The organism is Pseudomonas hunanensis, assembly GCF_013393325.1.
Taxonomy (GTDB): Bacteria; Pseudomonadota; Gammaproteobacteria; order Pseudomonadales; family Pseudomonadaceae; genus Aquipseudomonas; species Aquipseudomonas putida_P.
Genome location: NZ_QJRC01000094.1, coordinates 138631 through 161774, shown reverse-complemented (window position 1 = coordinate 161774; position 23144 = coordinate 138631). Strand labels below are relative to the sequence as shown.

The window sequence follows — 23144 nt, the reverse complement described above, 5'->3', positions numbered from 1 at the left end:
GCAGCGCCACTTTAGCAGCAACGGCTGGGCCGGGCTTGTGAGCGGGTAGCCGGCAGCAGCGCGGTGGCCAGCCCCAGCAGCGGCAGGAAGGCGATGGCCTGGTACACCCACTCGATGCCATACCGGTCGGCCAGCTCGCCGAGGCCGGCGGCACCGATACCGCTGATGCCGAACATCAGCCCGAACATCACTCCCGAGACCATGCCGACCCGGCCTGGCACTGCCTCCTGGGCATACACCACCAGCGCTGCGAAAGCCGAGGACATCACCAGGCCGATGGCCACTGCCAGTACCGCTGTCCAGGCCAGGTTGGCATGGGGCAGGGCAAGTGCGAAGGGCGCCACGCCGAGGAACGAGACCCAGATCACTGCCTTGCGCCCGATACGGTCACCCACCGGGCCGCCGGCAAAGGTGCCCAGCGCCACGGCTGCGAGGAACACGAACAGGTACAGCTGGCTGTGTTGCACGCTCAGGCCGAAATGCTCGATGAGGTAGAAGGTGAAGAAGTTGGTGAACGAAGCGATGTAGACGAACTTGGCGAACATCAGCACGGCGATCACCACCACCGCGCGCCACATGGCGTTGCGCGACAACCCGGGCGCCTGCTGGCTGGCGAAGGTCTTGAGCCGGGCCTGGCCGTGACGCACGCTCCAGCCGGTCACCCGCAGCAGCACCATTACCGCCAGCGCGGCTGCGAGCATGAACCAGGCAATGGCTGGCTGGCCGTGCGGAATGACGACGGCGGCGGTGAGCAGCGGGCCGAGGGCCGAGCCGGTATTGCCGCCGACCTGAAAGGCGGATTGCGCGGTGCCGAAGCGCCCGCCGGAGGCCATCCTGGCCACCCTCGAGGCTTCGGGGTGGAAGGTCGCCGAGCCCACGCCGACCACGGCGGCCGCCACCAGCAGCATTTCATAGCTGCCGGCAAAGGCGAGCAGGGCGATGCCCACCAGTGTCACCAACATGCCGGCCGGCAGCAGGTAGGGTTGTGGGTGCTTGTCGGTGAACATGCCGACCCAAGGTTGCAGCAGCGAGGCGGTCACCTGGTAGATCAAGGCGATCCAGCCGATCTGGGCGAAGCTCAGCGCGAAATCGCTTTTCAGCATCGGGTAGATCGACGGCAGTACGGCCTGGATCAAGTCGTTGAGCAAGTGGGCGAATGCGGCGGCACCGACGATACGGACCGCGAAGCCCTGAGGCTGGTCGGCAGGCGTGGCGGTGGCCATGGAGGCGGTAGAGGTTGTCATGGGCAAGGTTCTTCTGTGGCAAGGGAGCAAGGCATTGCCGCCGCAGGTTAGCCAGTGCCTGGGTTGCCTGTCTCACGCCGAACAGGCAGCCACTGCCGCGTTTCGGGCATCTGTGCGGCATCCGTGCCCGTAAGGCCTTTTTACCGTTCGTGCCTTGCCATCCAGCGCAGCAACGCAGCGATCGGTACGCTGCGGTGAGCCTCGTGCCGGTAGGGCTCACCCTCGGCGGTATAGCGTTCGCGATAGCGGCTGAGGACCAGATTGCGGCCATCGGCAGACACCCGGGCCTCCAGTTCGTGCAGCAACAGCGGTTGCCGGGCGGCACCCTCCAGGCGCCGGAACAGCAGCATGGCGGCGTGGGCATCATTCATGGCCGGGTACCTGCGGGCACTTGGCTTGCCACGTACCAGGTTCGCCTGCCTTGCCTTGCGCCACCAGGTTACTGCGCTGTTGCGCGGTGTAATCGCGCATTGCCAGGTAGTAATCGGGCCAGGTGTGCAGCAAGTCGGTCACCGGTAGCGCGGCAGCGCGGCCGTCCACGACGTGCCCGGCAGTGGCCACGGTAGTGAGTGTATCGACTGTATCGCTGTGATCGCCGAACGGGTCCACCGCCATGCTCAAGACCGTGCCGGTGGCGTCACGCAGATTGTGCGAGCCCAGCAGCGGCAGCTCGACGATGGGGCCATTGCCGATGCCCCAAACGCCGAAGGTCTGGCCGAAGTCCGAGCGGTGTTGGCTCAGCTCCATCTTGCCGGACACATCGACCAACCCCGCCACACCGAGCGTGGTGTTGAAGATGAAGCGGGTAAGGCTGGTCATTGCCCGTTCGCCATTGCCTTGCAGCAGGTCGTTGGCGAACACCTTGGGCTCCCCGAAGTTACTGGCGAAGTTGTGCACGCCCTGCTGGGCAAAATCTGGCAGCGCAGAGTAGCCCCGGGCGACAGGGGTCAGCAGGTAGTCATCGACCGTGCGATTGAAGGCAAACACCACGCGGTTTGCGGGCTCCGCCGGGTCACTGACCTGATAGGCAACAGGGCCGCAGGCCATGCTGGCCGGGGCGCGCTGGCTGCAGCCTGCGGCCATGAGCAGCGACAATGCCAGCGCGGCAGAGCGCGCCGAGCGGGAGGTGGAGGATGAACGGGACATAGGTGCATTCCTGGCAAGAACTGGCGGCGATGCTGCCCGGTTTTTCTTGCCTGGGAATGTCTGGATTGTCTCTGCTCGGACACATTGTTACAGGGTTGAAATATATGACGGCCGCGTGGCGATGGCCGTAAAGTACCGCTTGGTTACTTTGTTTGCGGTGCTTTTTTGTGAGCCATTTGCTGATAGTCGACGATGATGTCGAGGTGCTCGACCTGTTACAGAAGTTTCTTCGCCAGCATGGCTACGAGGTAGATGTGGCCTGTGATGGCAATGCGCTCTGGCAGGCGCTTGAGCGGCGCGTGCCGGACCTGGTCATCCTCGATGTGATGTTGCCTGGTGACAGTGGCCTGGTGCTGTGCCAGCGGCTGCTGGCCGATTACAAGGTGGCGGTGATCATGCTGACCGCCATGGGTGAGCTGAGTGACCGGGTGGTGGGCCTGGAGCTGGGGGCGGACGACTACCTGACCAAACCGTTTGCCGCCCGTGAACTGCTGGCACGGGTGAGGGCAGTGCTGCGCAGGGCCGGCGAGGGGGCGGGAGGTGCAACCAGCCATGCCTCGGCCCTCGAATTTGCCGGCTGGCAACTGGATGTGGTGCGGCGCGAGCTGCGCTCGCCGGAAAACGTCATGATTCCCTTGTCCAACGGTGAATTCGAGCTGTTGCTGGTGTTTGCCGAACATCCGCGCCGGGTGCTCAGCCGCCAGCAGTTGCTGGACCTGGCCCGTGGCGAAGCCTACGACGCCTATGACCGCAGCGTTGACGTGCAAGTGAGCCGGTTGCGCCGCAAGCTTGAAACCGACAGCGGCAATGAGCCGTTGATCCGCACCCTGCGCAACGTCGGCTACCTGTTCACACCCGTGGTCGCCAGGCGATGAGCCTGTTCGCCCGGCTGCGCCAGGCTGTGCCGCAGCCAAGAATCACCATTGCCCGCTGGATTGCCCTGACCACCTTGACGGCGATGTTGTTCCTGCTGCTACTCAAGATGCTGTTCAGCCTGCTGCTGAGCGTGTGGGCGCAACCGCCACTGCTGGAGAGTGGCGTGATCGAGAAAGTAGCAGCGGTGACTCGCATCCTCGATGCCGCGCCCGCAGCGCAGCGCAGCAATATTGCCGGCGCGGCGGGCGACGGTTCTTACTCCGTGCGCTGGCTGCAACGCCATGACGAAGCGGGCGTCCCGGTGTTGGTCGATGCCGAGTTCCGCGAGGGCACGCCTATTCTGCGCGCCTTGCTCAAGCGGCCGGATGCCAGGGTTGAGGCATTCGAGCCTTCCGACATGCCGGAATACGCCCCTGAGCGTGGCTATGCCCTGATGGTCGAGTTGAGCGACAAGTCCTGGGTGCTGTTTCGCGCTACTAGCCGAAGTTGGGGCCTGGATGAACTGCCGCGCAACCTGATCATCCTCGGCTTGATGCTGGCGTCCAGTTTTGCCGTCGCGTTCTTGGCAACGCGCTTTCTGGCCAAACCCTTGGAGCGCTTTACCGAAGGGGCGCGCAGGTTTGGCAAGGACTTCAACGCCCCACCCATCCCGGTGGTCGGCCCGCACGACCTGCGCCAGGCCATTCTGGCGTTCAATGCCACCCAGGCGCAGCTCAGGCATTACCTCAACGACCGTACCCAGATGCTGGCGGCCATCTCTCACGACCTGCGTGCACCGCTGACGCGCATGCGTTTGCGTGCCGAGTTCATCGAGGATGCCCAACTGCAGGCCAAGTTGTTCAAGGACGTCGATGAAATGCAGGCAATGGTCGACGCCGCATTGGCGTTCTTCCGTGATGATGCTCGGCTGGAGCCCACCACGGCATTCGACCTAGGCGAACTGCTGTTGACCGTGGTGGATGATTTCAAGGATGCGGGCGTAGAAGTTGGCCTCAGCGGGCCACGCCGCTGCGTGTACACCGGCAGGCCGGTGGGTATCAAACGGGTGCTGGTCAACCTGATCGACAATGCCGCGAAGTACGGGTGCGAGCCAACGGTGATGTTGATGGTAACCGCCAGGCAGATAGAAATAACCGTGCAGGATCGCGGACCGGGCATCGCGCCCGAACTGCATGAGCAGGTATTCGCGCCGTTTTACCGGATCGAAGGCTCACGCAACCGCGACACTGGCGGTGTGGGGCTGGGCCTGCCCGCAGCACGGGTCATCGTGCTGGAGCAAGGCGGCAGCCTGACATTGAGCAACCGCCCCGATGGCGGTCTGCAAGCCAAGGTCACACTGCCGCTGGGGTGATCAGAGGCCCAGTTCGCTCAGCCCGGGGTGGTCATCCGGGCGCCGCCCCAATGGCCAGTGGAACTTGCGCTCGGCTTCGCTGATGGGGTGCTCGTTGATGCTCGAATGGCGGTTGCACATCAGGCCGTCGTCGGCAAACTCCCAGTTTTCGTTGCCATACGCGCGGAACCACTGGCCGCTATCGTCGTGGTACTCGTAGGCATAGCGCACGGCAATGCGGTTGCCGGTGAATGCCCACAGTTCCTTGATCAGGCGGTATTCCAGTTCATGGTTCCACTTGCGGGTCAGAAACGCCTCGACCTCGGCACGGCCACGGGGGAACTCGACGCGATTACGCCAGACCGTGTCGGGGGTGTAGGCGAGCGCGACCTTGGCTGGGTCGCGGCCATTCCAGCCATCTTCGGCAAGGCGAACCTTTTCGATGGCACTTTCCTGGGTGAAGGGGGGAACGGGGGGGCGGGGCATCAGGGTAACTCCCAAGGGTTGAAGGGGCACGTAGGAGCGTAGTGGTTCAACGCCGTGGCGAGAATGCCTGGGCTGGGGACTTCATAATTTCGCCAGGTGCAACGGTGATGTAGGTGCACAGCTCTTTCCCGAAGCCATTGCATTGGCGTGATGGTTTGGGCTTGGCTAGGGTCTTTGGATTGACCCATGAGGCGTTGAACATGAACAGGACGTCATTTGCAGCGGTAGGGCTGCTGATCATGAGTCTGGCTGCAAACGCCGAGGATGGCGAGCGTGAAGGAGATTACTGGTACGTGCAGACCAGCGCCTACACCAAGCACTGGAGCCATGACCCGGATCACAACAACCACCAGGAGCTGGTCGGCATCGAACGAGTCTATACGGATGGTTTGCTGTGGGGCGCGGCAACGTTCAAGAACTCGTTCTACCAGCGTTCGTACTATGCCTACCTGGGCAAGGTCTGGGAAAACGACCGTTATCCCGTGTACGTGAAGTTGAGCGGGGGGCTGATAGAAGGCTACAAGGGTGAGTACGACGACAAGATCCCGTTGAACCATTTTGGTATTGCGCCGGTGATCATTCCGTCGTTTGGCGTGCACTGGGGGCCGCTGGGGGCGGAATTCGTGGTGCTGGGGGCAGCGGCGGGGATGGTCAATGTGGGGGTGCGTTTTTGACTGGCCAGCCACTGCCAGCAACTGGTCAGCGCAAAACCCACAGGGCGAGCACCCGCGCGGTGCTCCCCCCCGTGCTGTTGTCAGTCCCAGATCGGCGCCAGTCCGTCAGGGCTGACTTCGCGTCCATTACGCTCGAGGGTGGCGATTCGTGCCATGTCGTCGGCGTCCAGCTTCAGGTCGCGGGCTAGCAGGTTGCTGGCCAGGTTCTCACGCTTGGTCGACGATGGGATCACGGCGAAGCCCAGTTGCAGTGCCCAGGCGAGGGCTACTTGGGCGACGGTGGCTTTGTGCTTGGCGGCGATCTCGGCCAGGGCCGGGTCTTTCAGCACTTTGCCGTAGGCCAGGGTCATGTAAGAGGTCACGGTGATGCCCTGTTCCTTCAGGAACGCGGTCAGCTTTCTGTTCTGCAGGTATGGGCTGAGTTCGATCTGGTTGGTGGCGATTTCGCCTTTGCCGACTACTTCAATCGCCTGGCGGGTGAGTTCGATGTTGAAGTTCGAGACACCGATCTGGCGGGTCAGGCCTAGTTTCTTGGCGTCGGCCAAGGCCGTCATGTATTCGGTAAGTTCAACGCCGTTGCCCGGCGCTGGCCAGTGGATCAGCAGCAGGTCGACGTAGTCGGTGCGCAGTTTTTCCAGGCTTTCGCGCAGGCTGGGTATCAGCTTGTCGGCGGCATAGTTGTCGACCCAGATCTTGGTGGTGATGAACAGCTCGCTGCGCGGTACACCGCTTTCGGCGATAGCCTGGCCAACATCGGCTTCGTTCTTGTAGATCTGTGCGGTGTCGATGACGCGGTAGCCCAGCGCCAGTGCCGATTTGACCGAATCGATGACGGCTTGGCCGGTCAGGCGGAAGGTACCGAGGCCGAATGAAGGAACGCTCATGGGGTTACTCCTGGAAAGTTGGGGAAGTTCGTGTGATGGCCAGTGTGCAGGTTTGGCAGGCAGTGAATAAGCGGCCGCTGCGTCAAAGTCATTTGATCGGGAGGCACGAATCGCCCGTCAAGCTGTGTCTCCATTACATAAGTATGGCCTGAACAGGTCGATAACTTGGTCAGCTACCGCTTTTATCAAGCGGACACACTGCCGATGGCTACTTCTGTAATACCTGCTGACTCCATCGATGCGCTGATTGCCAGCCGACTGCCAGGTTGGCTCAAAGGTGCTTCAGCCGAACACCTGGCTTTATTGCGTGTGGCGTTGCTGCGTCAACAAAAAGCCCAGGACGCCCTCAACGCCCGGCTGCAAGCCATCAGCCCCCTGGAAACCTTTGCCGAGTCGTTGCTTGCAAGCGCGCTCGCGGAGCACTCGATCACGCAGCTAGACCTGCGTTTGGCCCAGGTCACCCTGGTGACCCGGCGACTGAACCCGCCGATAGCGCCCTCCTTGCCACTGTATTGGTCGCAAATTGTCAGCACTCAGGTGCTTCTTTCAGCGGCGCTGCATAACTTTCACGAAAATGAAACGCAGCCTGGCTGGTTCGCTACAGGGTCACAGTTGGTCGATGCGAGTGGGCAGGTGCTACCGCTGAGCGTGAAGGCATTCGTCGAGCTCTGCCGACGGCTCGATATCGGGCGGCAGTATCAAAACCACTTGAAATTGCACCTTGAAGGCGAGGTGATCACCGAAGTCATGGAGGAGGCGTCAAGCGCCAACCTGGACGCTGCGGCCATCCTCGCCAGGACCAAGGGTGAGATCGACGAGCAGACGTATCAACGTATTGCTCGCATTGTGAACGCAGCACCTTTGTCGCCCGCCGACAATACTGTGTTGAAGTGCCATACCTTGAGGCTGCTGGGCAAGCAGGTCATTGGTGCACTTGTGATCGAAGTGCGTCAGCACGCTGAACTACTAGGAGTTATCGCGTGGTTTCCCGAGGACCCCTATGCCCCGGTGAGCGGGTATGCAACCTGGGAGCTGCTGTACACGGCGCTTGGCGTACGTTTGCGCAGCGAAGCGTATCGCAAGTACTTCCAGCGTTTTATCGCAGAGCGTGATCGGGTCGCCTTCCATACGGCCCTGAACTTGCAGCTCACGCAAGACGATACAGGTTCACCGCTTGAGCTGGATGGCCGCTGCTTTGTGGTCGAGGGGGGCGTGTTCGTCGCACTGCGCAAAGCCCGTCTCCACAAAATACTGGATGACGCTCGGGTTTTGGCGGTGTCGACAGAGGATGAGGATATCGCCGACCGCCACGCACGCTTACAAGGTTATCTGAACTTGGGGCTTAGCATTGCAGGCCTGGCCGCGCTGTTCGTGCCGGTGTTGGGTCAGGCCTTGCTTGGGCTGACGGCAGTGCAATTGGCGGACGAGGTGTACGAAGGCTACCAGGATTGGCAACTGGGCGACCGCAACGCCGCATTGGGGCACCTGTTCAACGTGGCCGAGACGGTGGCGCTGGGGGCGGTGACGGCCGCCGGCACGGCGGCACTCGGCAAGCTGGCCCAGCGAGTGGCACGCGTAGATGCCATGGTGCCGGTGAGTTTGGAGGATGGCCAGTTACGCTTGTGCGATCCAGCGCTGTCGGCGTATCAGCATGATGGCGTCAATTTGATCGTTGGGCAGGCGGCCACTGAAAATGGCCGAACGCTGAGGCGCCTGCACGATGCTACCTATGAGGTAAGCGAACACAGCGATGGCACATTGCGTATTCATCACCCCACGCGGCCGGGGGCCTATGTACCAGCTCTTGAACACAATGGTGCCGGAGGATGGGTGCATGAGTTTGAGCAGCCGCAGTGCTGGCAGGACGCCGCTTACATGGTGCGCCGCCTTGCCAGCCGCACGGCCCAAGTGTCCGACGAGGCGGCGTCTGTTGCGCTACAGGTCACCGGTTTCGATGCAGATTGCCTGCGCCGTTTGTTACTGGAAAATGCGCCACCCCCGGCACGCTTGCTCGACGCCCTTGAGCGTCAGCAATTGCACCATGATTACCCGGCATTACGGGGTGGTGCTTTCGAGGAATTGTTCAATGAGCGGCAGGTCAATCCGCAGGCAGCGGACCACCTATTGATGCGGAACTTCCCGAGCCTTTCCCACCGCTGCGCATGGGAAATCGTTGAAGGGGCAAATAGCGACGAACTGGAAAGCCTGACCAGCGCAGGGCGGGTACCGTTGGCTTTGGCGGAGCGGGCGCGCTGGGCGGTGCGCGACAGCCGGATAGACCGTGCCTGCGCAGGTTTGCGCCAGGCCTCTGCCGCAAATGACGACAGCGCAAGGCTCGCGCGGGGGCTGATCGATGCCATCGCACCCTGGCCGGCTGGGGTCGAGGTTGAACTGCCTACCGCTGACCAGGGTGGGTTATTGCAAGCGTTAATGCGGCAGCTGGACAGCCGCCAGCTACAACTGCTCGGCGGTAGCCAAATGACGGAAAGCGCGCTGGGCGAGCGGCTTGGGCGTGAAGCGCTTGCTGACCGTGAAGCGGCGGCCCGTTTGATTGGGCTGGCCCAGGTGGGGCAGGGTATACGCCCTCCTGTGCGTTTATACGATGGGCGTTTGGGCTATCCGCTCAGCGGCCACCTATCGGGGACTCGACAGGCATTGAGGCGTACTTTGAATCACGTGTTCCCAGTGATGAGCAGTGAGCAACTGGAGTTGTATCTGCGAGACCTGGCTCAACGGGGGATTGACCCGTGGAACCATGTCAGCCAGCTGTTACGGGCCAAGTTTAGTCTCAAGCAGGCATTGCAAAGCTGGCGGAATGAAACGGGGCTGAACATTATTCGCCGGTTGCGTCGCATCAAGGTTGCCAGGCGCATTATGGCGAGTTGGCAGCGCATGAACCCTGGGGAGTTGACGGGTGATTATCACCTGACGATCGCGGGTGACAGAGTGGGTGACTTGCCGTCCTTGCCCGAGAACGTGGCTTTTGACCATATCACGCACCTGACCCTACGTGATATGCGGATGGCGGCCCTTGACGCGGGTTTCCTTGCTCGCTTTAGCAAGGTGCGTAACCTGGATTTGCGTGGCAACCAGCTTACACGCCTTCCTGCAGGTATCGAGCAACTGGCCGAATTGAGGAACCTACGCCTTGGTGGCAATCGGATCGTTCTTTCCAGCGACGATAATCTTCGCTTGAGCCAGCTTGTGGGGCTGCGCCGTCTGGAGCTCAACGGCAACCCTGTGGGCCTGCTGCCACCCTTGACATCATTCCCCTTGCTGCGCCGTTTGTCCTTGCGCAACACAGGGCTGGGCAACTTGCCAGCTGAATTGGCCAGGCACGGAAATCTGGAGTTGCTGGACATGCGTGGCAACCAGATCCAGACGTTGCCTGAAGCGCTGTCCATGTTGCCGCTACGTTTGCTAGGGGGGCTGGAGCTGCACGACAATCCACTCTCGGATGAAACCCTCCAACGCTTGCAATTGGCCAGGGCCGCAGCGGGGGCATCTGAGCGTACGCAAGCGACTCACCTATCGATTGACGCCAGCGACGCAACCCCATGGTTGTCAGGGTTTACTGCGGCACAACGCGAAGTTCGATTGGCGCGTTGGAACCTGTTGCGCCAAGAGGACGGGGCGAGTGATCTGTTCCAATTTATCGCTGATTTGCAGGATTTGCGTGAATACCACGCACGCCCCCGTGACCTTCAAGCGCGCGTGTGGCATATCCTCGAAGCGTGCGAGCAGCACGCCGAAGTGCGTGCCAGCCTTTTCGAGCAAGCTAGCCGGCCGCGCAGTTGCAGTGACGAGTTGCTGCTGACGCTGAGCGAGCTGGAGGTTGGCGCGATGGCCTCCAGGGCTGCATCGGCCAGTAGTGGTTTGCAAAGGGAGCGGGCGCTGGTGATGCTGGGGCGTTCGTTGTCTCGTCTGGACAAGGTAAACGCGATAGCGGCACGGCATATCGCCCACTATTACTCGGACGATCCCGTCGAAGTTTACCTGGCCTATCGTGTCAAACTGGCTGAAAGCCTCGACCTCCCAGCGCAGCCTGAACATATGGCGTACGAGAGTGTAAGCGGGGTTAGCCATAAAGACCTGGAGTCGGCCCGCAGCGAGGTACTGCGGGAGGAGACGCCACAATCCTTGGCTCAAGCGCTTGCCGATCGATCCTTTTGGCAAGATTACTTAAGCAGTCACCAATCGGCGCGTTTCAGCCGCATGAACGAGCCGTTCCAGCAGCGCCTGGATACATTGCTCGAGCAATCGGAAGCGCTAAGCGATCATGACTACCTCATGCAAACCGAGCAGATCAGTGCAGAGCGTGAGGCAGCGCAACGCCAGCTTTTTCTTGAGTTGAGCCGCGAGGCCATTGAGCGCCAGGGCCTATGAACGAAACAGCCCGCTGAAAGGCGGGCTGTTCGCTGGGGCTGGACGATCAGCGGCGGCGGAACAGCGGCAGCGGCTCGTCAGTGGCGGCCTGGTAGGTCACCGAGAAGTCTTTCAGGCTTTGCAGCGCGTCTTCCGGGTCCTTGTCGGCACGGATGGCGAACGCATCGAAGCCGCAACGGGCCATGAAGAACAGCTGGTCACGCAGCACATCGCCGATGGCGCGCAGCTCGCCCTTGAACTTGTAGCGGTCACGCAGCAGGCGCGCATTGGAGTAGCTGCGCCCGTCGGTGAATGCCGGGAAGTTCAGGGCGATGACCTGGAAGTGCTGCACGTCTTCGCCGATCTCTTCCGCTTCCTGGTCGCTGTCCAGCCACACACCCAGCCCGCCATCGCGGGCCTTGAGCACGTGGGCATGGTCGCGCCACATCTGCAGCGGGACGATGTAGTCGTCGCAGTTGGTCAGCTCGTCAAAGGACGTTTCCTTGGGCAGCAGGTGCCAGGTTTCGTCGACGATCTGGTTGTTCTTAATGATTCGCTGCATAGACGCGTTCCTTGAAGGGGTCGATGCCAATACGCTGGTAGGTGTCGATGAAACGCTCTTCCTCGGTACGTTGTTCGACGTACACGGCGATCAGCTTCTCGATCACATCGGCCATGGCATCCTGGGCGAAGGACGGGCCGAGGATCTTGCCCAGGCTCGCGCCACGCGCGGCATTGCCGCCCAGCGACACCTGGTAGAACTCCTCACCCTTCTTGTCCACACCGAGGATGCCGATGTGGCCCACGTGGTGGTGGCCGCAGGCGTTCATGCAGCCGGAGATGTTCAGGTCGATTTCGCCGATGTCGAACAAGTAGTCCAGGTCGTCGAAGCGGCGCTGGATGGATTCGGCGATCGGGATCGACTTGGCGTTGGCCAGCGAGCAGTAGTCACCGCCTGGGCAGCAGATGATGTCGGTCAGCAGGCCGATGTTCGGGGTAGCGAAGCCGCCCTCGCGCAGCTCCAGCCACAGCGCGTGCAACTGGCGCTGCTCGACGTCGGCGAGGATGATGTTCTGCTCGTGCGAGGTACGCAGGAAGCCGAAGCTGTAGCGCTCGGCCAGGTCGGCCACGGCGTCCAGCTGCTTGTCGGTCAGGTCGCCAGGGGCAACGCCGGTGGGCTTGAGCGACAGGGTCACGGCCACATAGCCAGGGCGCTTGTGGGCGCGGGTGTTGCGCGAGCGCCAGCGGGCGAAACCTGGGTACTCGGCGTCCTGGGCGGCGTAGTCGACATTGTCGAGGGCCAGGTACTGCGGGTCGACGAAATGGCGCGACACACGCTGCACTTCATCTTCGGTCAAGGTGGTGCTGCCGCCACGCAGGTGGACCATTTCGGCCTCGACCTTTTCGGCGAACACTTCCGGCGTAAGGGCCTTGACCAGGATCTTGATCCGCGCCTTGTACTTGTTGTCACGGCGCCCGTAACGGTTGTACACGCGCAGGATGGCGTCCAGGTAGCTGATCAGGTCCTGCCACGGCAGGAACTCGTTGATGAACGAGCCCACCACTGGGGTACGGCCCAGGCCACCGCCGACCAGCACACGGAAGCCCAGCTCGCCGGCAGCGTTGCGCACAGGCTCCAGGCCGATGTCGTGCACTTCGATGGCGGCGCGGTCTTCCTGCGAGCCGTTGATGGCGATCTTGAACTTGCGCGGCAGGTAGGCGAATTCCGGGTGGAAGGTGGTCCACTGGCGGACGATTTCGCACCATGGGCGCGGGTCGATGATTTCGTCTGCGGCCACACCGGCGAACTGGTCGGTGGTGGTGTTACGCAGGCAGTTGCCGCTGGTCTGGATCGCGTGCATCTGCACGGTGGCCAGCTCGGCGAGGATGTCCGGGATGTCTTCCAGCGCCGGCCAGTTGTACTGCACGTTCTGGCGGGTGGAAATGTGGGCATAGCCCTTGTCGTAGTCGCGAGCGATCTTGGCCAGGGTGCGGACCTGGGTGGCGTTCAGCTGGCCGTACGGCACGGCGACACGCAGCATCGGCGCGAAACGTTGGATATAAAGGCCGTTCTGCAGGCGCAGAGGGCGGAATTCTTCTTCGCTCAGCTCACCGGCCAGGTAGCGGCGGGTCTGATCACGGAACTGCTTGACGCGGTCCTCGATGATCCGCTGATCGTACTCGTCGTATACGTACATAAAAGTCCTGTCTCAGGCATGCAGCTATTCGCGCGCACGGCCGCGCACTCCGGTACGGAGCCGGGGAACGATATCAGGTTGCAGTTATGCGCTAAAGTGATGTTTTTGCATATGAAAAGAACCAAATGGACTATGTGAGACTGACTGCCATTTGTGCGCTGAGCGTAGCCAGGCGTTTATAATCCGGCGTTTGCTTCGCAGAGATGTGACCCCATGCTCAAGGCCCTGTGCCAAAGCTTGTGTCTTGCCCTGCCACTGGCGGCAAGTGCGCAGCCGGCTTCGGTGGTGTTCCTCAACCCTGGGCTGTCCACCGAGACGTTCTGGACCAGCTATACCCGCTTCATGCAGGCCGCCGCGGATGAGCTGGGCATGACCCTGCGGGTGGAGTACAGCGAGCGCCGCGCCGACCTGGCGCTGAGCCAGGCCCGGGCAATTCTGGGTGGGGCGCAGCGGCCGGACTACCTGGTGCTGGTCAACGAGCAGTACGTAGCACCGGAAATCCTGCGCCTGTCACGTGGCACGGGTGTGAAGCTGCTGCTGGTCAACAATGGCCTGACCGCCAGCCAGGTCCGCAGCATCGAGGCCCAGCCCGACAAGTACGCCGAGCCACTGGGGACCTTGATGAGTAACGACGAGCAGGCGGGCTTCCAAATGCTGCACCAGATGGTCGCACAGTTGCCTCGCGACAGCTTTCCGGTGGACCTGGTGGCCTTTGCCGGGGTCAAGACCACCCCGGCCTCGCAGTTGCGTGAGGAGGGCATGCGCCGTGCGCTGGCCGACTTCCCCCAGGTGCGCCTGCGTCAGGTGGTGTACGGCGGTTGGAACCGCCAGCGCGCCTATGAACAGGCCCAGCAGTTACTGGAGCGCTACCCGGCCACCCGGCTGGTGTGGTCGGCCAATGACGAGATGGCCTTTGGTGCCATGCAGGCGTTCGAGGAAGCTGGGCACACACCGGGGCGCGACGTGCTGTTCGGCGCCGTCAACAGTTCGCCCGAGGCCTTGCGGGCGCGTATCGATGGGCGCCTGAGCGTGCTGATGGGTGGGCATTTCACCCTGGGCGGTTGGGCGATGGTTATGCTGCACGATGACGCTCAAGGGCTGGCGTTGAACCGCGACGGGCTGCGCGAGCACAGTGCCCCGGTATTGCAGGCGATCGATCAGGCCAAAGCCAAGCGCTGGCTGAAACTGCTGGAACGGGACGATTACGGCGTCGATTTCCAGCGGTACAGCGCTGAAGGGCGGCCGCCGGGCTACCGCTACCCATTTCTTACGTCACCGGTCGAATATTGAAAGACCCTGCTTGAGTGAAGGGCATTGCTCGTCTTAACTGCTGGTGGTGAAGTGCATTCCCATAACCACTACAAGAGGCAATGCAATGGGAAACTCAACCAAGGTCCGCAAAGCTGACAGCAGCGTCGATGCCTGGGCGATCCTCTGCCTGATCGTTTTGGTGGTGGTCACTGCCGTGTATTGGGTCAGCCACCAGTAGACTTGTCTTCTAGACCGTGATGCAGCAAGCGCGCCTGCGGGGACGGAATCCCCGCAGGCGTTTTCACTTCTAACGGGCGGTAAGGTGCAGGGCCAGTTGCACCAGGCCGATCAATACCGCGATGAACACCAGGGTGAACAACGTCCCCAGCGCAATGAAATGGCTGGCCTTGCCGTGGGTGAAGTCGCGGGCGCGGTTCTTGCCGCTTTGCACGCCAAAGGCGGCGGCGAGGATGCTGTGCAGCATCTGCCAGAAGGTCGGGGGTTTGCCCTGGCTGGAATCGTCCATGTTGGCTCCTGGGAAATCAGAGGCAATCAGGGACAGTGTAGGCAATGAAAAAGGAACTGCCTGGACTGGCCTCTTCGCGGGCAAGCCCGCTCCTACAAGTACTGCACACGTTTCAAAAACGGTGCGGCCCCTGTGGGAGCGGGCTTGCCCGCGAAGAGGCCAGCGCGGCCTTAGCTGTCGTACCCGAGGTTTGGCGCCAACCAGCGCTCGCTGACGCTCACATCCTGGCCTTTGCGCGCGCTGTAGCGCTCGATCTGGTCCTTGTCGACCTTGCCCACGGCAAAATACTGCGCCTGTGGGTGGGCGAAGTACCAGCCGCTGACCGCCGCTGCGGGGAACATCGCGAAGTGTTCGGTGAGGAACACGCCGCTTGGCCCGGTTTCACCAATGGCAGTGCCATCGAGCAAACGGAACAAGGTCTCCTTCTCGGTATGGTCCGGGCAGGCCGGGTAGCCCGGGGCAGGCCGGATACCGCTGTACTGTTCCTTGATCAGCGCCTCGTTGTCCAGGTGCTCGTCGCGGGCATAACCCCAGTGCTCTTTACGTACCTGCTCGTGCAGCCACTCGGCACAGGCTTCGGCCAGGCGGTCGGCCAGGGCCTTGACCATGATCGAGCTGTAGTCGTCGCCCTTGTCCTGGTAGGCCTTGGCCACTTCCTCGGCACCGATGCCGGCGGTGGTGATGAAGCCACCCACATAGTCGGTGACGCCGCTGGATTTTGGCGCGACGAAGTCGGCCAGCGACCAGTTGGGCTTGCCGTCCGGCTTGATGGTCTGCTGGCGCAGGTGGTGCAGGGTGGCCAGCGTCTGGCCGTCCTCGCCGTACACTTCGATGTCGTCATCGGCCACCTGGTTGGCCGGCCAGAAGCCGAACACCGCGCGGGCGCTGATCAGCTTCTCGTCGATCAGCTTGTCGAGCATCTCGCGGGCATCCTGGTAAAGCGCGGTGGCCGCCTCGCCGACCACTTCGTCGGTGAGGATACGCGGGAACTTGCCGGCCAGGTCCCAGGAAATGAAGAACGGGGTCCAGTCGATGTATTCAGCCAGGGTGCGCAAGTCGATGTTTTCCAGCACCTTGACGCCGGTGAAGGTGGGCTCTACCGGCTGGTAGCCGGCCCAGTCGTACTGCGGTTTGGCGGCGATGGCCTGGGTGTAGCTGAGGCGTTCGGTGCGGGCGCTGCGGTTGGCGGTGCGCTCGCGCACGTCCACGTATTCCAGGCGGGTTTTTTCGACGAAGCCCGGCTTGAGCTCTTTGGACAGCAGTTGGGTCGCCACGCCGACCGCGCGCGAGGCGTCGGTGACGTAGATGACCGCGTCGTTGCTGTACTTGGGCTCGATCTTCACCGCAGTGTGCGCCTTGGAGGTGGTGGCGCCGCCAATCATCAGCGGTAGCTCGAAGCCCTGGCGCTGCATTTCGCGGGCGACATGGACCATTTCGTCCAGCGACGGGGTGATCAGGCCAGACAAACCGATGATGTCGCACTTCTCGTCGCGAGCGGTTTGCAGAATCTTCTCGGCCGGCACCATCACGCCAAGGTCGACGATGTCGTAGCCGTTGCAGCCCAGCACCACGCCGACGATGTTCTTGCCGATGTCGTGCACGTCGCCTTTGACCGTGGCCATCAGAATCTTGCCCTTGGCTTCGGGCTTGTCGCCTTTTTCGGCCTCGATGAACGGGATCAGGTGCGCCACCGCCTGCTTCATCACGCGAGCTGACTTGACCACTTGGGGCAGGAACATCTTGCCTGCGCCGAACAGGTCGCCGACCACGTTCATGCCGCTCATCAGCGGGCCTTCGATGACCTCGATCGGGCGTGCGCATTGCTGGCGGCACTCCTCGGTGTCCTCGACGATGTGCGCGGTGATGCCCTTGACCAAGGCATGCTCCAGGCGTTTGTCGACCGGCAGCGAACGCCAGGCTTCGTTCTCGACTTCCTTGGTGGCGCCGCCGCCTTTGTAGTCGTCGGCGATGGCCAGCAGTGCATCGGTGCCTTCCGGCGTGCGGTTAAGCACCACGTCCTCGACTTTTTCGCGCAGCTCGGCCGGGATCTCGTCGTAGATCTCCAATTGGCCGGCGTTGACGATACCCATGGTCAGGCCGTTGCGGATGGCGTGGAACAAGAACACCGAGTGAATCGCCTCGCGCACCGGGTTGTTGCCGCGGAACGAGAACGACACGTTGGACACCCCGCCCGAGCTCAGCGCATGAGGCAGGTGGTCACGGATGTAGGCACAGGCCTCGATGAAGTCGACGGCATAGTTGTTGTGCTCTTCGATACCGGTGGCGACGGCGAAGATGTTCGGGTCGAAGATGATGTCTTCCGGCGGGAAGCCCACTTCGTTGACCAGGATGTCGTAGCTGCGCTTGCAGATTTCCTTCTTGCGCGCAGCGGTGTCGGCCTGGCCGACCTCGTCGAATGCCATCACCACCACGGCAGCGCCGTAGCGCTTGCACAGGCGTGCGTGGTGCTTGAACTGCTCGACACCTTCCTTCATGGAAATGGAGTTGACGATGCCCTTGCCCTGGATGCACTTGAGGCCCGCTTCGATCACGTCCCACTTGGAGGAGTCGATCATGATCGGTACGCGCGAGATATCCGGCTCGCCAGCGATCATGTTGAGGAAGCGGACCATGGCGGCCTGGGAATCGAGCATCCCTTCGTCCATGTTGATGTCGATCACCTGGGCGCCGGCTTCGACCTGCTGCAGGGCGACTTCCAGGGCTTCGGTGTAGTTCTCTTCTCGGATCAGCCGGGCGAACTTGGCGGAGCCGGTGATGTTGGTGCGCTCGCCCACGTTGACGAACAACGACTGGCGGTCGATGGTGAACGGTTCCAGGCCCGACAGGCGGCAGGCCTTGGCGATTTCCGGGATCTCGCGCGGCTTGTACTTGGCCACGGCTTCGGCGATGGCCTGGATGTGCCCCGGGGTGGTGCCGCAGCAACCGCCGATGATGTTGAGGAAGCCGCTGGCGGCGAATTCTTCGACGACTTCGGCCATCTCGGCCGGGGTTTCGTCGTATTCACCAAAGGCGTTGGGCAGGCCGGCGTTGGGGTGGGCGGATACATGGGTATCGGCTTTGGTCGACAGTTCTTCCAGGTACGGGCGCAGGTCCTTGGCGCCGAGGGCGCAGTTCAGGCCCACGGAAATCGGCTTGGCGTGGCGCACCGAGTTCCAGAATGCTTCGGTGGTCTGGCCCGAAAGGGTACGGCCGGAGGCGTCGGTGATGGTGCCGGAGATCATGATCGGCAGTTCGACGTTGTCGTCTTCGAACACTTGCTGCACGGCGAAGATCGCCGCCTTGGCGTTGAGGGTGTCGAAGATGGTTTCGATCAGGATCAGGTCGGCGCCGCCCTCGATCAGGCCACGGGTGGCCTCGATGTAGTTTTCTACCAGTTCGTCGAAGGTGACGTTGCGGTAGCCGGGGTCGTTGACGTCCGGGGAAATCGAGCAGGTACGGCTGGTGGGGCCAAGCACGCCGGCGACGAAGCGCGGCTTGTTGGGCGTCTCCAGGGTCTTGGCATCGGCCACCTGGCGCGCGATGCGCGCACCTTCTACGTTCAGCTCGTAAACCAGTGATTCCATGCCGTAGTCGGCCTGGGAAATCTGCGTGGCGTTGAAAGTGTTGGTTTCGAGAATATCGGCGCCGGCATCCAGGTAGGCTTTCTCGATGGCGGCGATCACGTCCGGGCGGCTGAGCAGCAGCAGGTCGTTGTTACCTTTGACATCGCTTGGCCAATCGGCGAAACGCGTGCCACGATAGTCGTGTTCCTCGAGACGGTAGCTTTGGATCATAGTACCCATGCCGCCGTCGAGGATCAGGATGCGCTCTTTGAGGGCGTTCTGGAGTGCTTGGAGACGAGCGCTGCGGTCGGACATAGGAACTACCTGGTCGGGCAAATATCAGAAGGTGCGGAATCATAACAAACCTGCGCGGTTTTTAGGCGCATCGCCCATTTGCATGAAAAGTGCTCATGTTGGGCGGGTGTCGGTAACGCAGAGCACCCAAGGACGACCAGGCAACAAATCGTGATGGCTTTCAAGAACCAGGACTTTCCGCACATGGTGCATCGTATCCTTGCCGGCGCCTTCGCCCTGCTCATCAGCGGCGCGGTGTTCGGGCAAGCCCCCCAGTCGAGCCCGGCTATTTCCTACACCCGGGACATTCAACCTATCTTCACCGAGAAGTGCGTGGCCTGCCACGCCTGCAACGACGCCGCTTGCCAGCTGAAGCTGGAAAGCCCCGAAGGCGCGGTGCGCGGGGCCAGCAAGGTGCCGGTGTACCAAGGCGAGCGCAGCAAGGCGGTGCCCCCCACCCGGCTGTTCTATGACGCCCACAGCGAAGAGCAATGGCGCAAGAAGGGCTTCTACTCGGTGCTCGACAACCAGGGCAGCCAGGCCGCGTTGATGGCGCGCATGCTGGAGCTGGGCCACAAGACCCCGCTCACGCCCAACGCCAAGCTGCCCGAGGAGATCGTCCTGGGCCTGAGCCGCAACAACATGTGCCCGTTGCCCCATGAGTTCGACGCCTATGCCGGCGCCCACCCCAATGAGGGCATGCCGCTGGCGGTGACCGGGCTGACCGACAAGGAATACGACACCATGCGCCGATGGCTGGCGGCCGGTGCGCCGGTGGAGTACCAGCCGATCCAGCCGAGCGCTGCCGAAGCCAGGCAGATCAGCGATTGGGAAGAACTGCTCAACCGCCCCGGTTCCACCGAGGCGCTGGTTGGCCGCTGGCTATACGAGCACCTGTTCCTGGCGCACATCTATTTCGTTGGCGGCGAGCAGGGCCACTTCTTCCAGTGGGTGCGCTCGCGCACGCCAAGTGGCAAGCCCGTCGACATCATTGCGACCCGTCGCCCCAACGACCCGCCGGGCACCGACTTCTACTACCGGCTGATCCCGGTACAGGGCGTGATCGTGCACAAAACGCACATCACCTACCCGATGGGGCCGCAGAAGCTCAAGCGGGTGAAGCAGTTGTTCTACGCCGGTGACTGGCATGCCGCCGCGCTGCCAGGCTACGGCCCGCGCCACCGGGCCAACCCGTTCGAAACCTTCGAGGCGATCCCGGCGGTGGCGCGCTACCAGTTCATGCTGGATAACGCCGAATACTTCGTGCGCACCTTCATCCGTGGCCCGGTGTGCCGCGGGCAGATTGCCACCGACGTGATCCGCGACAATTTCTGGGCGTTGTTCCAAGAGCCGGCCTTCGATCGCTACATCACCGATGCCAAGTACCGGGGCGAGGCTACGCCATTGCTGGCCATGCCGGGGCAGATCGATGATGTGGGCAGTGTGCTGAGCCTGTGGCACGCCTACCGCGACAAGCGCAACGAGTACGAGAAACTGCGCCGTGAAGCCTATGCCGACATGCCAGCACCCGGTTGGTCGACCTTGTGGGCCGGTAACGACAACGCGTTGCTGAGCATCTTCCGCCACTTCGACAGCGCCTCGGTGACCAAGGGCCTGATCGGTGATGTGCCGCTGACCGTGTGGCTGTTCGACTACCCGTTGTTCGAGCGCACTTATTATCAGTTGGCGGTCAACTTCGATGTGTACGGCAACGTTTCTCACCAGTTGCAGACACGCCTGTACTTCGACCTGATCCGCAACGGCGCCGAGGTCAACTTCCTGCGCCTGATGCCTGCCGACCAGCGCAAGGCGATCCTCGGCGACTGGTACCAGAACAGCGGCAAGGTGAAGATGTGGATGGATTACGAGGACATCGACACCGATACCCCGAGCGGTATCAAGCTTGACGCGCACAACCCCAAACGTGACTTTGGCCTGAAGCTGCTGCAGCGCACCGGCAGCCTGAATGCCGCGCCGGACCCGATCAACCGCTGCCAGGGTGCGTTCTGCTCGCGGGCGCAGGTGAGCGAGGAGTTCCGCAATGCCGAGCAGTCGCTCAGCCGCCTGGTGTCGCGCCCGGCTGCCGGGCTGAAGGTGATCAACCAGTTGCCCGAGGCGACCATGTTGCGCATCGAAGGGCAGGGCGGGCAGCGCCAGGTTTACAGCCTGCTGCGCAACCGCGCGCATAGCAATGTGGCGTTCCTGTTGGGCGAGGCGTACCGCTACCAGCCAGGGCTGGACACGCTGACCCTGTACCCTGGGGTGCTCAGCAGCTACCCGAACTTCATCTTCAATATCCCGACCAAGGAAGTGCCGGAGTTCGTCGAGGATATGGAATATGCAAAAGATGATGCGGCGAAGTTCGAGCGCATTGTCATGCGCTGGGGCGTGCGCCGCAGTCACCCCGAGTTCTGGCGCTATTTCCATGACTTGAACAGCTTCATCAAGGAGACCGAACCGGTCGAAGCCGGGGTACTGGACATGAACCGCTATGAGAACCTCTGATCGGGTCAGCTGATCTTTCCGAATACCCTGCGGTCGGAATCGGTGGGTGGTCCGGGGCTGCTATGCAGCCCGAAGGCCTCAATGCACCGGCAATCGCAGGGTATTTCATGCTGTATTCGCTTCAGGCACTGCGGGCGTTCGCCGCCTGGGTGGTGGTCTGCCACCATTTCATGCAGATCTTCTTCGACTTCCATGCCACAGGCCCCATCGGCCAACTGCTCACCGACCGTGGCGCCATAGGCGTCGACATCTTCTTCGTCATCAGCGGGCTGGTCATCTACCTGTCGACCCGCGACAAATCCATCGAGCCGCGCCAGTTCCTGCTCAATCGGGTTATGCGTATCGTCCCTGCCTACTGGTTCTACACAGCGCTGATGGCCATGTTGCTGCTGGCCTTCAGCCAATGGATGCCACATCAGGAATTCGCCTGGCGTCACCTGTTCCTGTCGCTGCTGTTCATCCCGGCGGAAAACCCCGGGGGTTATGGCCTGTACCCGACCCTGAACGTGGGCTGGACGCTGAACTTCGAGATGTTCTTCTACCTGCTGTTCGGCCTGGCGTTCCTGGTGCGGCAACGGCACCACCTGCTGCTGGTGAGCGCTGCACTGTTGCTGGTCAGCGAGGTGCTGGGCCGTGTGGGTGTGCTCAGCCATTTCTACAACAACGACATCATCTACGAGTTCCTGCTCGGCATTGGCCTGGGTGTGCTTCATCGCCGTGGCCTGATTCGCCAAGGGCGGTGGCTGCCGCTGGTGGTGCTGGGGGTGGCAGGCCTGGCCATCTATCACCTGGATGCGTCACAGCGGTTGCTGCACTGGGGCCTGCCAAGCGCGATGATCGTGCTGGCTTTCATTGCCTTGGAGCCCGTGTTCCAGGGCAACCGGTTGCTCAAGGCGCTGGGCGACTGTTCGTACTCGGTGTACCTGGTCCATGTACTGGTGCTGTACGCCGGCTGGTTCGCCAGCCAGCGCCTGCATTTGAACCCGTACCTGGTGTTCGCCCTGTGCGTGCCGTCCATTGGACTAATGTCGTGGTTCAGCTACCAGTGGCTGGAGCGCGGCCTGTACCGGCGCATGCAGGCCTGGCTGGCGGCGCCACGGGAGCCGGCGCCTGAATATGCGCTTTCCCGAGTCAAATACTAGGACTTTGTTCGAAGGCTGGGTTGGCGTACACTTGGCGGCAAGTCTGTGAGGAACCTACATGAGCGCTATAACCATTACCGACGCCGCCCATGACTACCTGGCCGATCTGCTTTCCAAGCAGAATACGCCTGGCATCGGCATTCGCATTTTCATCACCCAGCCGGGCACCCAGTACGCAGAGACGTGCATTGCCTACTGCAAGCCGGGCGAAGAGAAGCCTGACGACACCGCCGTGGGTCTGAAGAGCTTCACTGCTTACCTGGACGCAGTCAGCGTGCCATTCCTGGAAGACGCGCTGGTCGACTACGCCACCGATCGCATGGGTGGTCAGCTGACCATCAAGGCGCCGAACGCCAAGGTGCCGATGGTCAACGAAGACAGCCCGATCAACGAGCGCATCAACTATTACCTGCAGACCGAGATCAACCCCGGCCTGGCCAGCCATGGCGGCCAGGTGAGCCTGGTGGACGTGGTTGACGACGGCATTGCCGTGCTGCAATTCGGTGGTGGCTGCCAGGGCTGTGGCCAGGCCGACGTCACCCTGAAAGAAGGCATCGAACGCACCTTGCTCGAGCGTATTCCGGAGCTCAAAGGCGTACGTGACGTGACTGACCACACGCAGAAAGAGAACGCCTACTACTAAGGCTTACGCGCCTGCGG

General features: G+C 62.1%; 17 protein-coding genes. 8 read left to right on the top strand and 9 right to left on the bottom strand.

The window, feature by feature from the left end:
- Positions 1-11: 11 nt before the first annotated feature.
- From DM807_RS16130 to DM807_RS16120, 3 genes are all read right to left on the bottom strand, one after another.
- On the bottom strand, positions 12-1244 hold the full coding sequence (locus DM807_RS16130; protein ID WP_012271624.1) for an MFS transporter: 1233 nt from the start codon (positions 1242-1244) through the stop codon (positions 12-14).
- A 140-nt stretch (positions 1245-1384) separates the two neighbouring features.
- Positions 1385-1615: a hypothetical protein gene (locus tag DM807_RS16125; RefSeq protein WP_012271625.1), complete on the bottom strand. Its 231-nt coding sequence runs from the start codon at positions 1613-1615 to the stop codon at positions 1385-1387.
- Positions 1608-2390 (bottom strand): MlaA family lipoprotein, encoded by a 783-nt coding sequence (locus tag DM807_RS16120; RefSeq protein ID WP_179027554.1) that lies wholly within the window; start codon positions 2388-2390, stop codon positions 1608-1610. Before DM807_RS16120 ends, DM807_RS16125 begins: the two co-directional genes overlap by 8 nt.
- Before the next feature lie 167 nt (positions 2391-2557).
- Between DM807_RS16120 and DM807_RS16115 the strand changes: the two genes are divergently transcribed.
- Together DM807_RS16115 and DM807_RS16110 are read left to right on the top strand one after the other, a co-directional pair.
- Positions 2558-3265 (top strand): response regulator, encoded by a 708-nt coding sequence (locus tag DM807_RS16115; RefSeq protein ID WP_041166455.1) that lies wholly within the window; start codon positions 2558-2560, stop codon positions 3263-3265.
- Positions 3262-4617 carry an ATP-binding protein gene (locus tag DM807_RS16110; protein ID WP_179027553.1) on the top strand — a complete coding sequence of 452 codons (1356 nt, stop codon included), beginning with the start codon at positions 3262-3264 and terminating at the stop codon, positions 4615-4617. The genes DM807_RS16115 and DM807_RS16110 overlap by 4 nt, the downstream gene beginning before the upstream one ends.
- Here the strand turns inward: DM807_RS16110 and DM807_RS16105 are convergent, their stop codons facing one another.
- Entirely contained in the window at positions 4618-5082 is a 465-nt protein-coding gene (locus DM807_RS16105) for a nuclear transport factor 2 family protein (protein ID WP_179027552.1), read from the bottom strand.
- Positions 5083-5282: 200 nt separating this feature from the next.
- Between DM807_RS16105 and DM807_RS16100 the strand changes: the two genes are divergently transcribed.
- Positions 5283-5756 carry a hypothetical protein gene (locus DM807_RS16100; protein ID WP_060514139.1) on the top strand — a complete coding sequence of 158 codons (474 nt, stop codon included), beginning with the start codon at positions 5283-5285 and terminating at the stop codon, positions 5754-5756.
- Positions 5757-5836: 80 nt separating this feature from the next.
- Here the strand turns inward: DM807_RS16100 and dkgB are convergent, their stop codons facing one another.
- A complete protein-coding gene (gene dkgB, locus DM807_RS16095) occupies positions 5837-6640 on the bottom strand; it encodes a 2,5-didehydrogluconate reductase DkgB (RefSeq protein ID WP_069942803.1) in 804 nt (267 codons plus the stop codon).
- Between the two features lie 204 nt (positions 6641-6844).
- On the opposite strand from dkgB, the gene DM807_RS16090 reads away from it, so the two are divergent.
- Entirely contained in the window at positions 6845-11026 is a 4182-nt protein-coding gene (locus tag DM807_RS16090) for an NEL-type E3 ubiquitin ligase domain-containing protein (protein ID WP_179027571.1), read from the top strand.
- A gap of 46 nt (positions 11027-11072) precedes the next feature.
- Here the strand turns inward: DM807_RS16090 and DM807_RS16085 are convergent, their stop codons facing one another.
- Together DM807_RS16085 and DM807_RS16080 are read right to left on the bottom strand one after the other, a co-directional pair.
- Positions 11073-11567, bottom strand: a complete 495-nt coding sequence (locus tag DM807_RS16085; RefSeq protein ID WP_012271633.1) for a DUF934 domain-containing protein — start codon at positions 11565-11567, stop codon at positions 11073-11075.
- Positions 11551-13203, bottom strand: a complete 1653-nt coding sequence (locus DM807_RS16080) for a nitrite/sulfite reductase (RefSeq protein ID WP_012271634.1) — start codon at positions 13201-13203, stop codon at positions 11551-11553. Before DM807_RS16080 ends, DM807_RS16085 begins: the two co-directional genes overlap by 17 nt.
- Positions 13204-13416: 213 nt before the next feature.
- Here DM807_RS16080 and DM807_RS16075 point away from each other — a divergent pair, with 213 nt between their 5' ends.
- Positions 13417-14493 carry an ABC transporter substrate-binding protein gene (locus tag DM807_RS16075; protein WP_060514138.1) on the top strand — a complete coding sequence of 359 codons (1077 nt, stop codon included), beginning with the start codon at positions 13417-13419 and terminating at the stop codon, positions 14491-14493.
- 268 nt (positions 14494-14761) lie between these two features.
- Here the strand turns inward: DM807_RS16075 and DM807_RS16070 are convergent, their stop codons facing one another.
- Positions 14762-14980, bottom strand: coding sequence for a DUF2970 domain-containing protein (locus DM807_RS16070; RefSeq protein WP_012271636.1), 219 nt, complete (start codon positions 14978-14980; stop codon positions 14762-14764).
- 170 nt (positions 14981-15150) lie between these two features.
- Entirely contained in the window at positions 15151-18858 is a 3708-nt protein-coding gene (metH, locus tag DM807_RS16065; RefSeq protein ID WP_179027551.1) for a methionine synthase, read from the bottom strand.
- A 183-nt stretch (positions 18859-19041) separates the two neighbouring features.
- Here metH and DM807_RS16060 point away from each other — a divergent pair, with 183 nt between their 5' ends.
- The 3 genes from DM807_RS16060 (at position 19042) to nfuA (ending at position 23127) form a co-directional block, all read left to right on the top strand.
- Complete coding sequence (locus tag DM807_RS16060) at positions 19042-21342, top strand: fatty acid cis/trans isomerase (protein WP_179027550.1); 2301 nt, start codon at positions 19042-19044, stop codon at positions 21340-21342.
- Between the two features lie 107 nt (positions 21343-21449).
- On the top strand, positions 21450-22484 hold the full coding sequence (locus tag DM807_RS16055; RefSeq protein ID WP_069942826.1) for an acyltransferase family protein: 1035 nt from the start codon (positions 21450-21452) through the stop codon (positions 22482-22484).
- A 58-nt stretch (positions 22485-22542) separates the two neighbouring features.
- Positions 22543-23127 carry a Fe-S biogenesis protein NfuA gene (gene nfuA, locus DM807_RS16050; RefSeq protein WP_012271640.1) on the top strand — a complete coding sequence of 195 codons (585 nt, stop codon included), beginning with the start codon at positions 22543-22545 and terminating at the stop codon, positions 23125-23127.
- Positions 23128-23144 lie beyond the last annotated feature (17 nt).

What these genes read in the sequence shown, in the direction of transcription:
- DM807_RS16130 (WP_012271624.1), bottom strand. Translation starts at nt 1,244, where the DNA reads ATGACAACCTCTACCGCCTCCATGGCCACCGCCACGCCTGCCGACCAG.
- DM807_RS16125 (WP_012271625.1), bottom strand. Translation starts at nt 1,615, where the DNA reads ATGAATGATGCCCACGCCGCCATGCTGCTGTTCCGGCGCCTGGAGGGT.
- DM807_RS16120 (WP_179027554.1), bottom strand. Translation starts at nt 2,390, where the DNA reads ATGTCCCGTTCATCCTCCACCTCCCGCTCGGCGCGCTCTGCCGCGCTG.
- DM807_RS16110 (WP_179027553.1), top strand. Translation starts at nt 3,262, where the DNA reads ATGAGCCTGTTCGCCCGGCTGCGCCAGGCTGTGCCGCAGCCAAGAATC.
- DM807_RS16105 (WP_179027552.1), bottom strand. Translation starts at nt 5,082, where the DNA reads ATGCCCCGCCCCCCCGTTCCCCCCTTCACCCAGGAAAGTGCCATCGAA.
- DM807_RS16100 (WP_060514139.1), top strand. Translation starts at nt 5,283, where the DNA reads ATGAACAGGACGTCATTTGCAGCGGTAGGGCTGCTGATCATGAGTCTG.
- dkgB (WP_069942803.1), bottom strand. Translation starts at nt 6,640, where the DNA reads ATGAGCGTTCCTTCATTCGGCCTCGGTACCTTCCGCCTGACCGGCCAA.
- DM807_RS16090 (WP_179027571.1), top strand. Translation starts at nt 6,845, where the DNA reads ATGGCTACTTCTGTAATACCTGCTGACTCCATCGATGCGCTGATTGCC.
- DM807_RS16085 (WP_012271633.1), bottom strand. Translation starts at nt 11,567, where the DNA reads ATGCAGCGAATCATTAAGAACAACCAGATCGTCGACGAAACCTGGCAC.
- DM807_RS16080 (WP_012271634.1), bottom strand. Translation starts at nt 13,203, where the DNA reads ATGTACGTATACGACGAGTACGATCAGCGGATCATCGAGGACCGCGTC.
- DM807_RS16075 (WP_060514138.1), top strand. Translation starts at nt 13,417, where the DNA reads ATGCTCAAGGCCCTGTGCCAAAGCTTGTGTCTTGCCCTGCCACTGGCG.
- DM807_RS16070 (WP_012271636.1), bottom strand. Translation starts at nt 14,980, where the DNA reads ATGGACGATTCCAGCCAGGGCAAACCCCCGACCTTCTGGCAGATGCTG.
- metH (WP_179027551.1), bottom strand. Translation starts at nt 18,858, where the DNA reads ATGTCCGACCGCAGCGCTCGTCTCCAAGCACTCCAGAACGCCCTCAAA.
- DM807_RS16060 (WP_179027550.1), top strand. Translation starts at nt 19,042, where the DNA reads ATGGTGCATCGTATCCTTGCCGGCGCCTTCGCCCTGCTCATCAGCGGC.
- DM807_RS16055 (WP_069942826.1), top strand. Translation starts at nt 21,450, where the DNA reads ATGCTGTATTCGCTTCAGGCACTGCGGGCGTTCGCCGCCTGGGTGGTG.
- nfuA (WP_012271640.1), top strand. Translation starts at nt 22,543, where the DNA reads ATGAGCGCTATAACCATTACCGACGCCGCCCATGACTACCTGGCCGAT.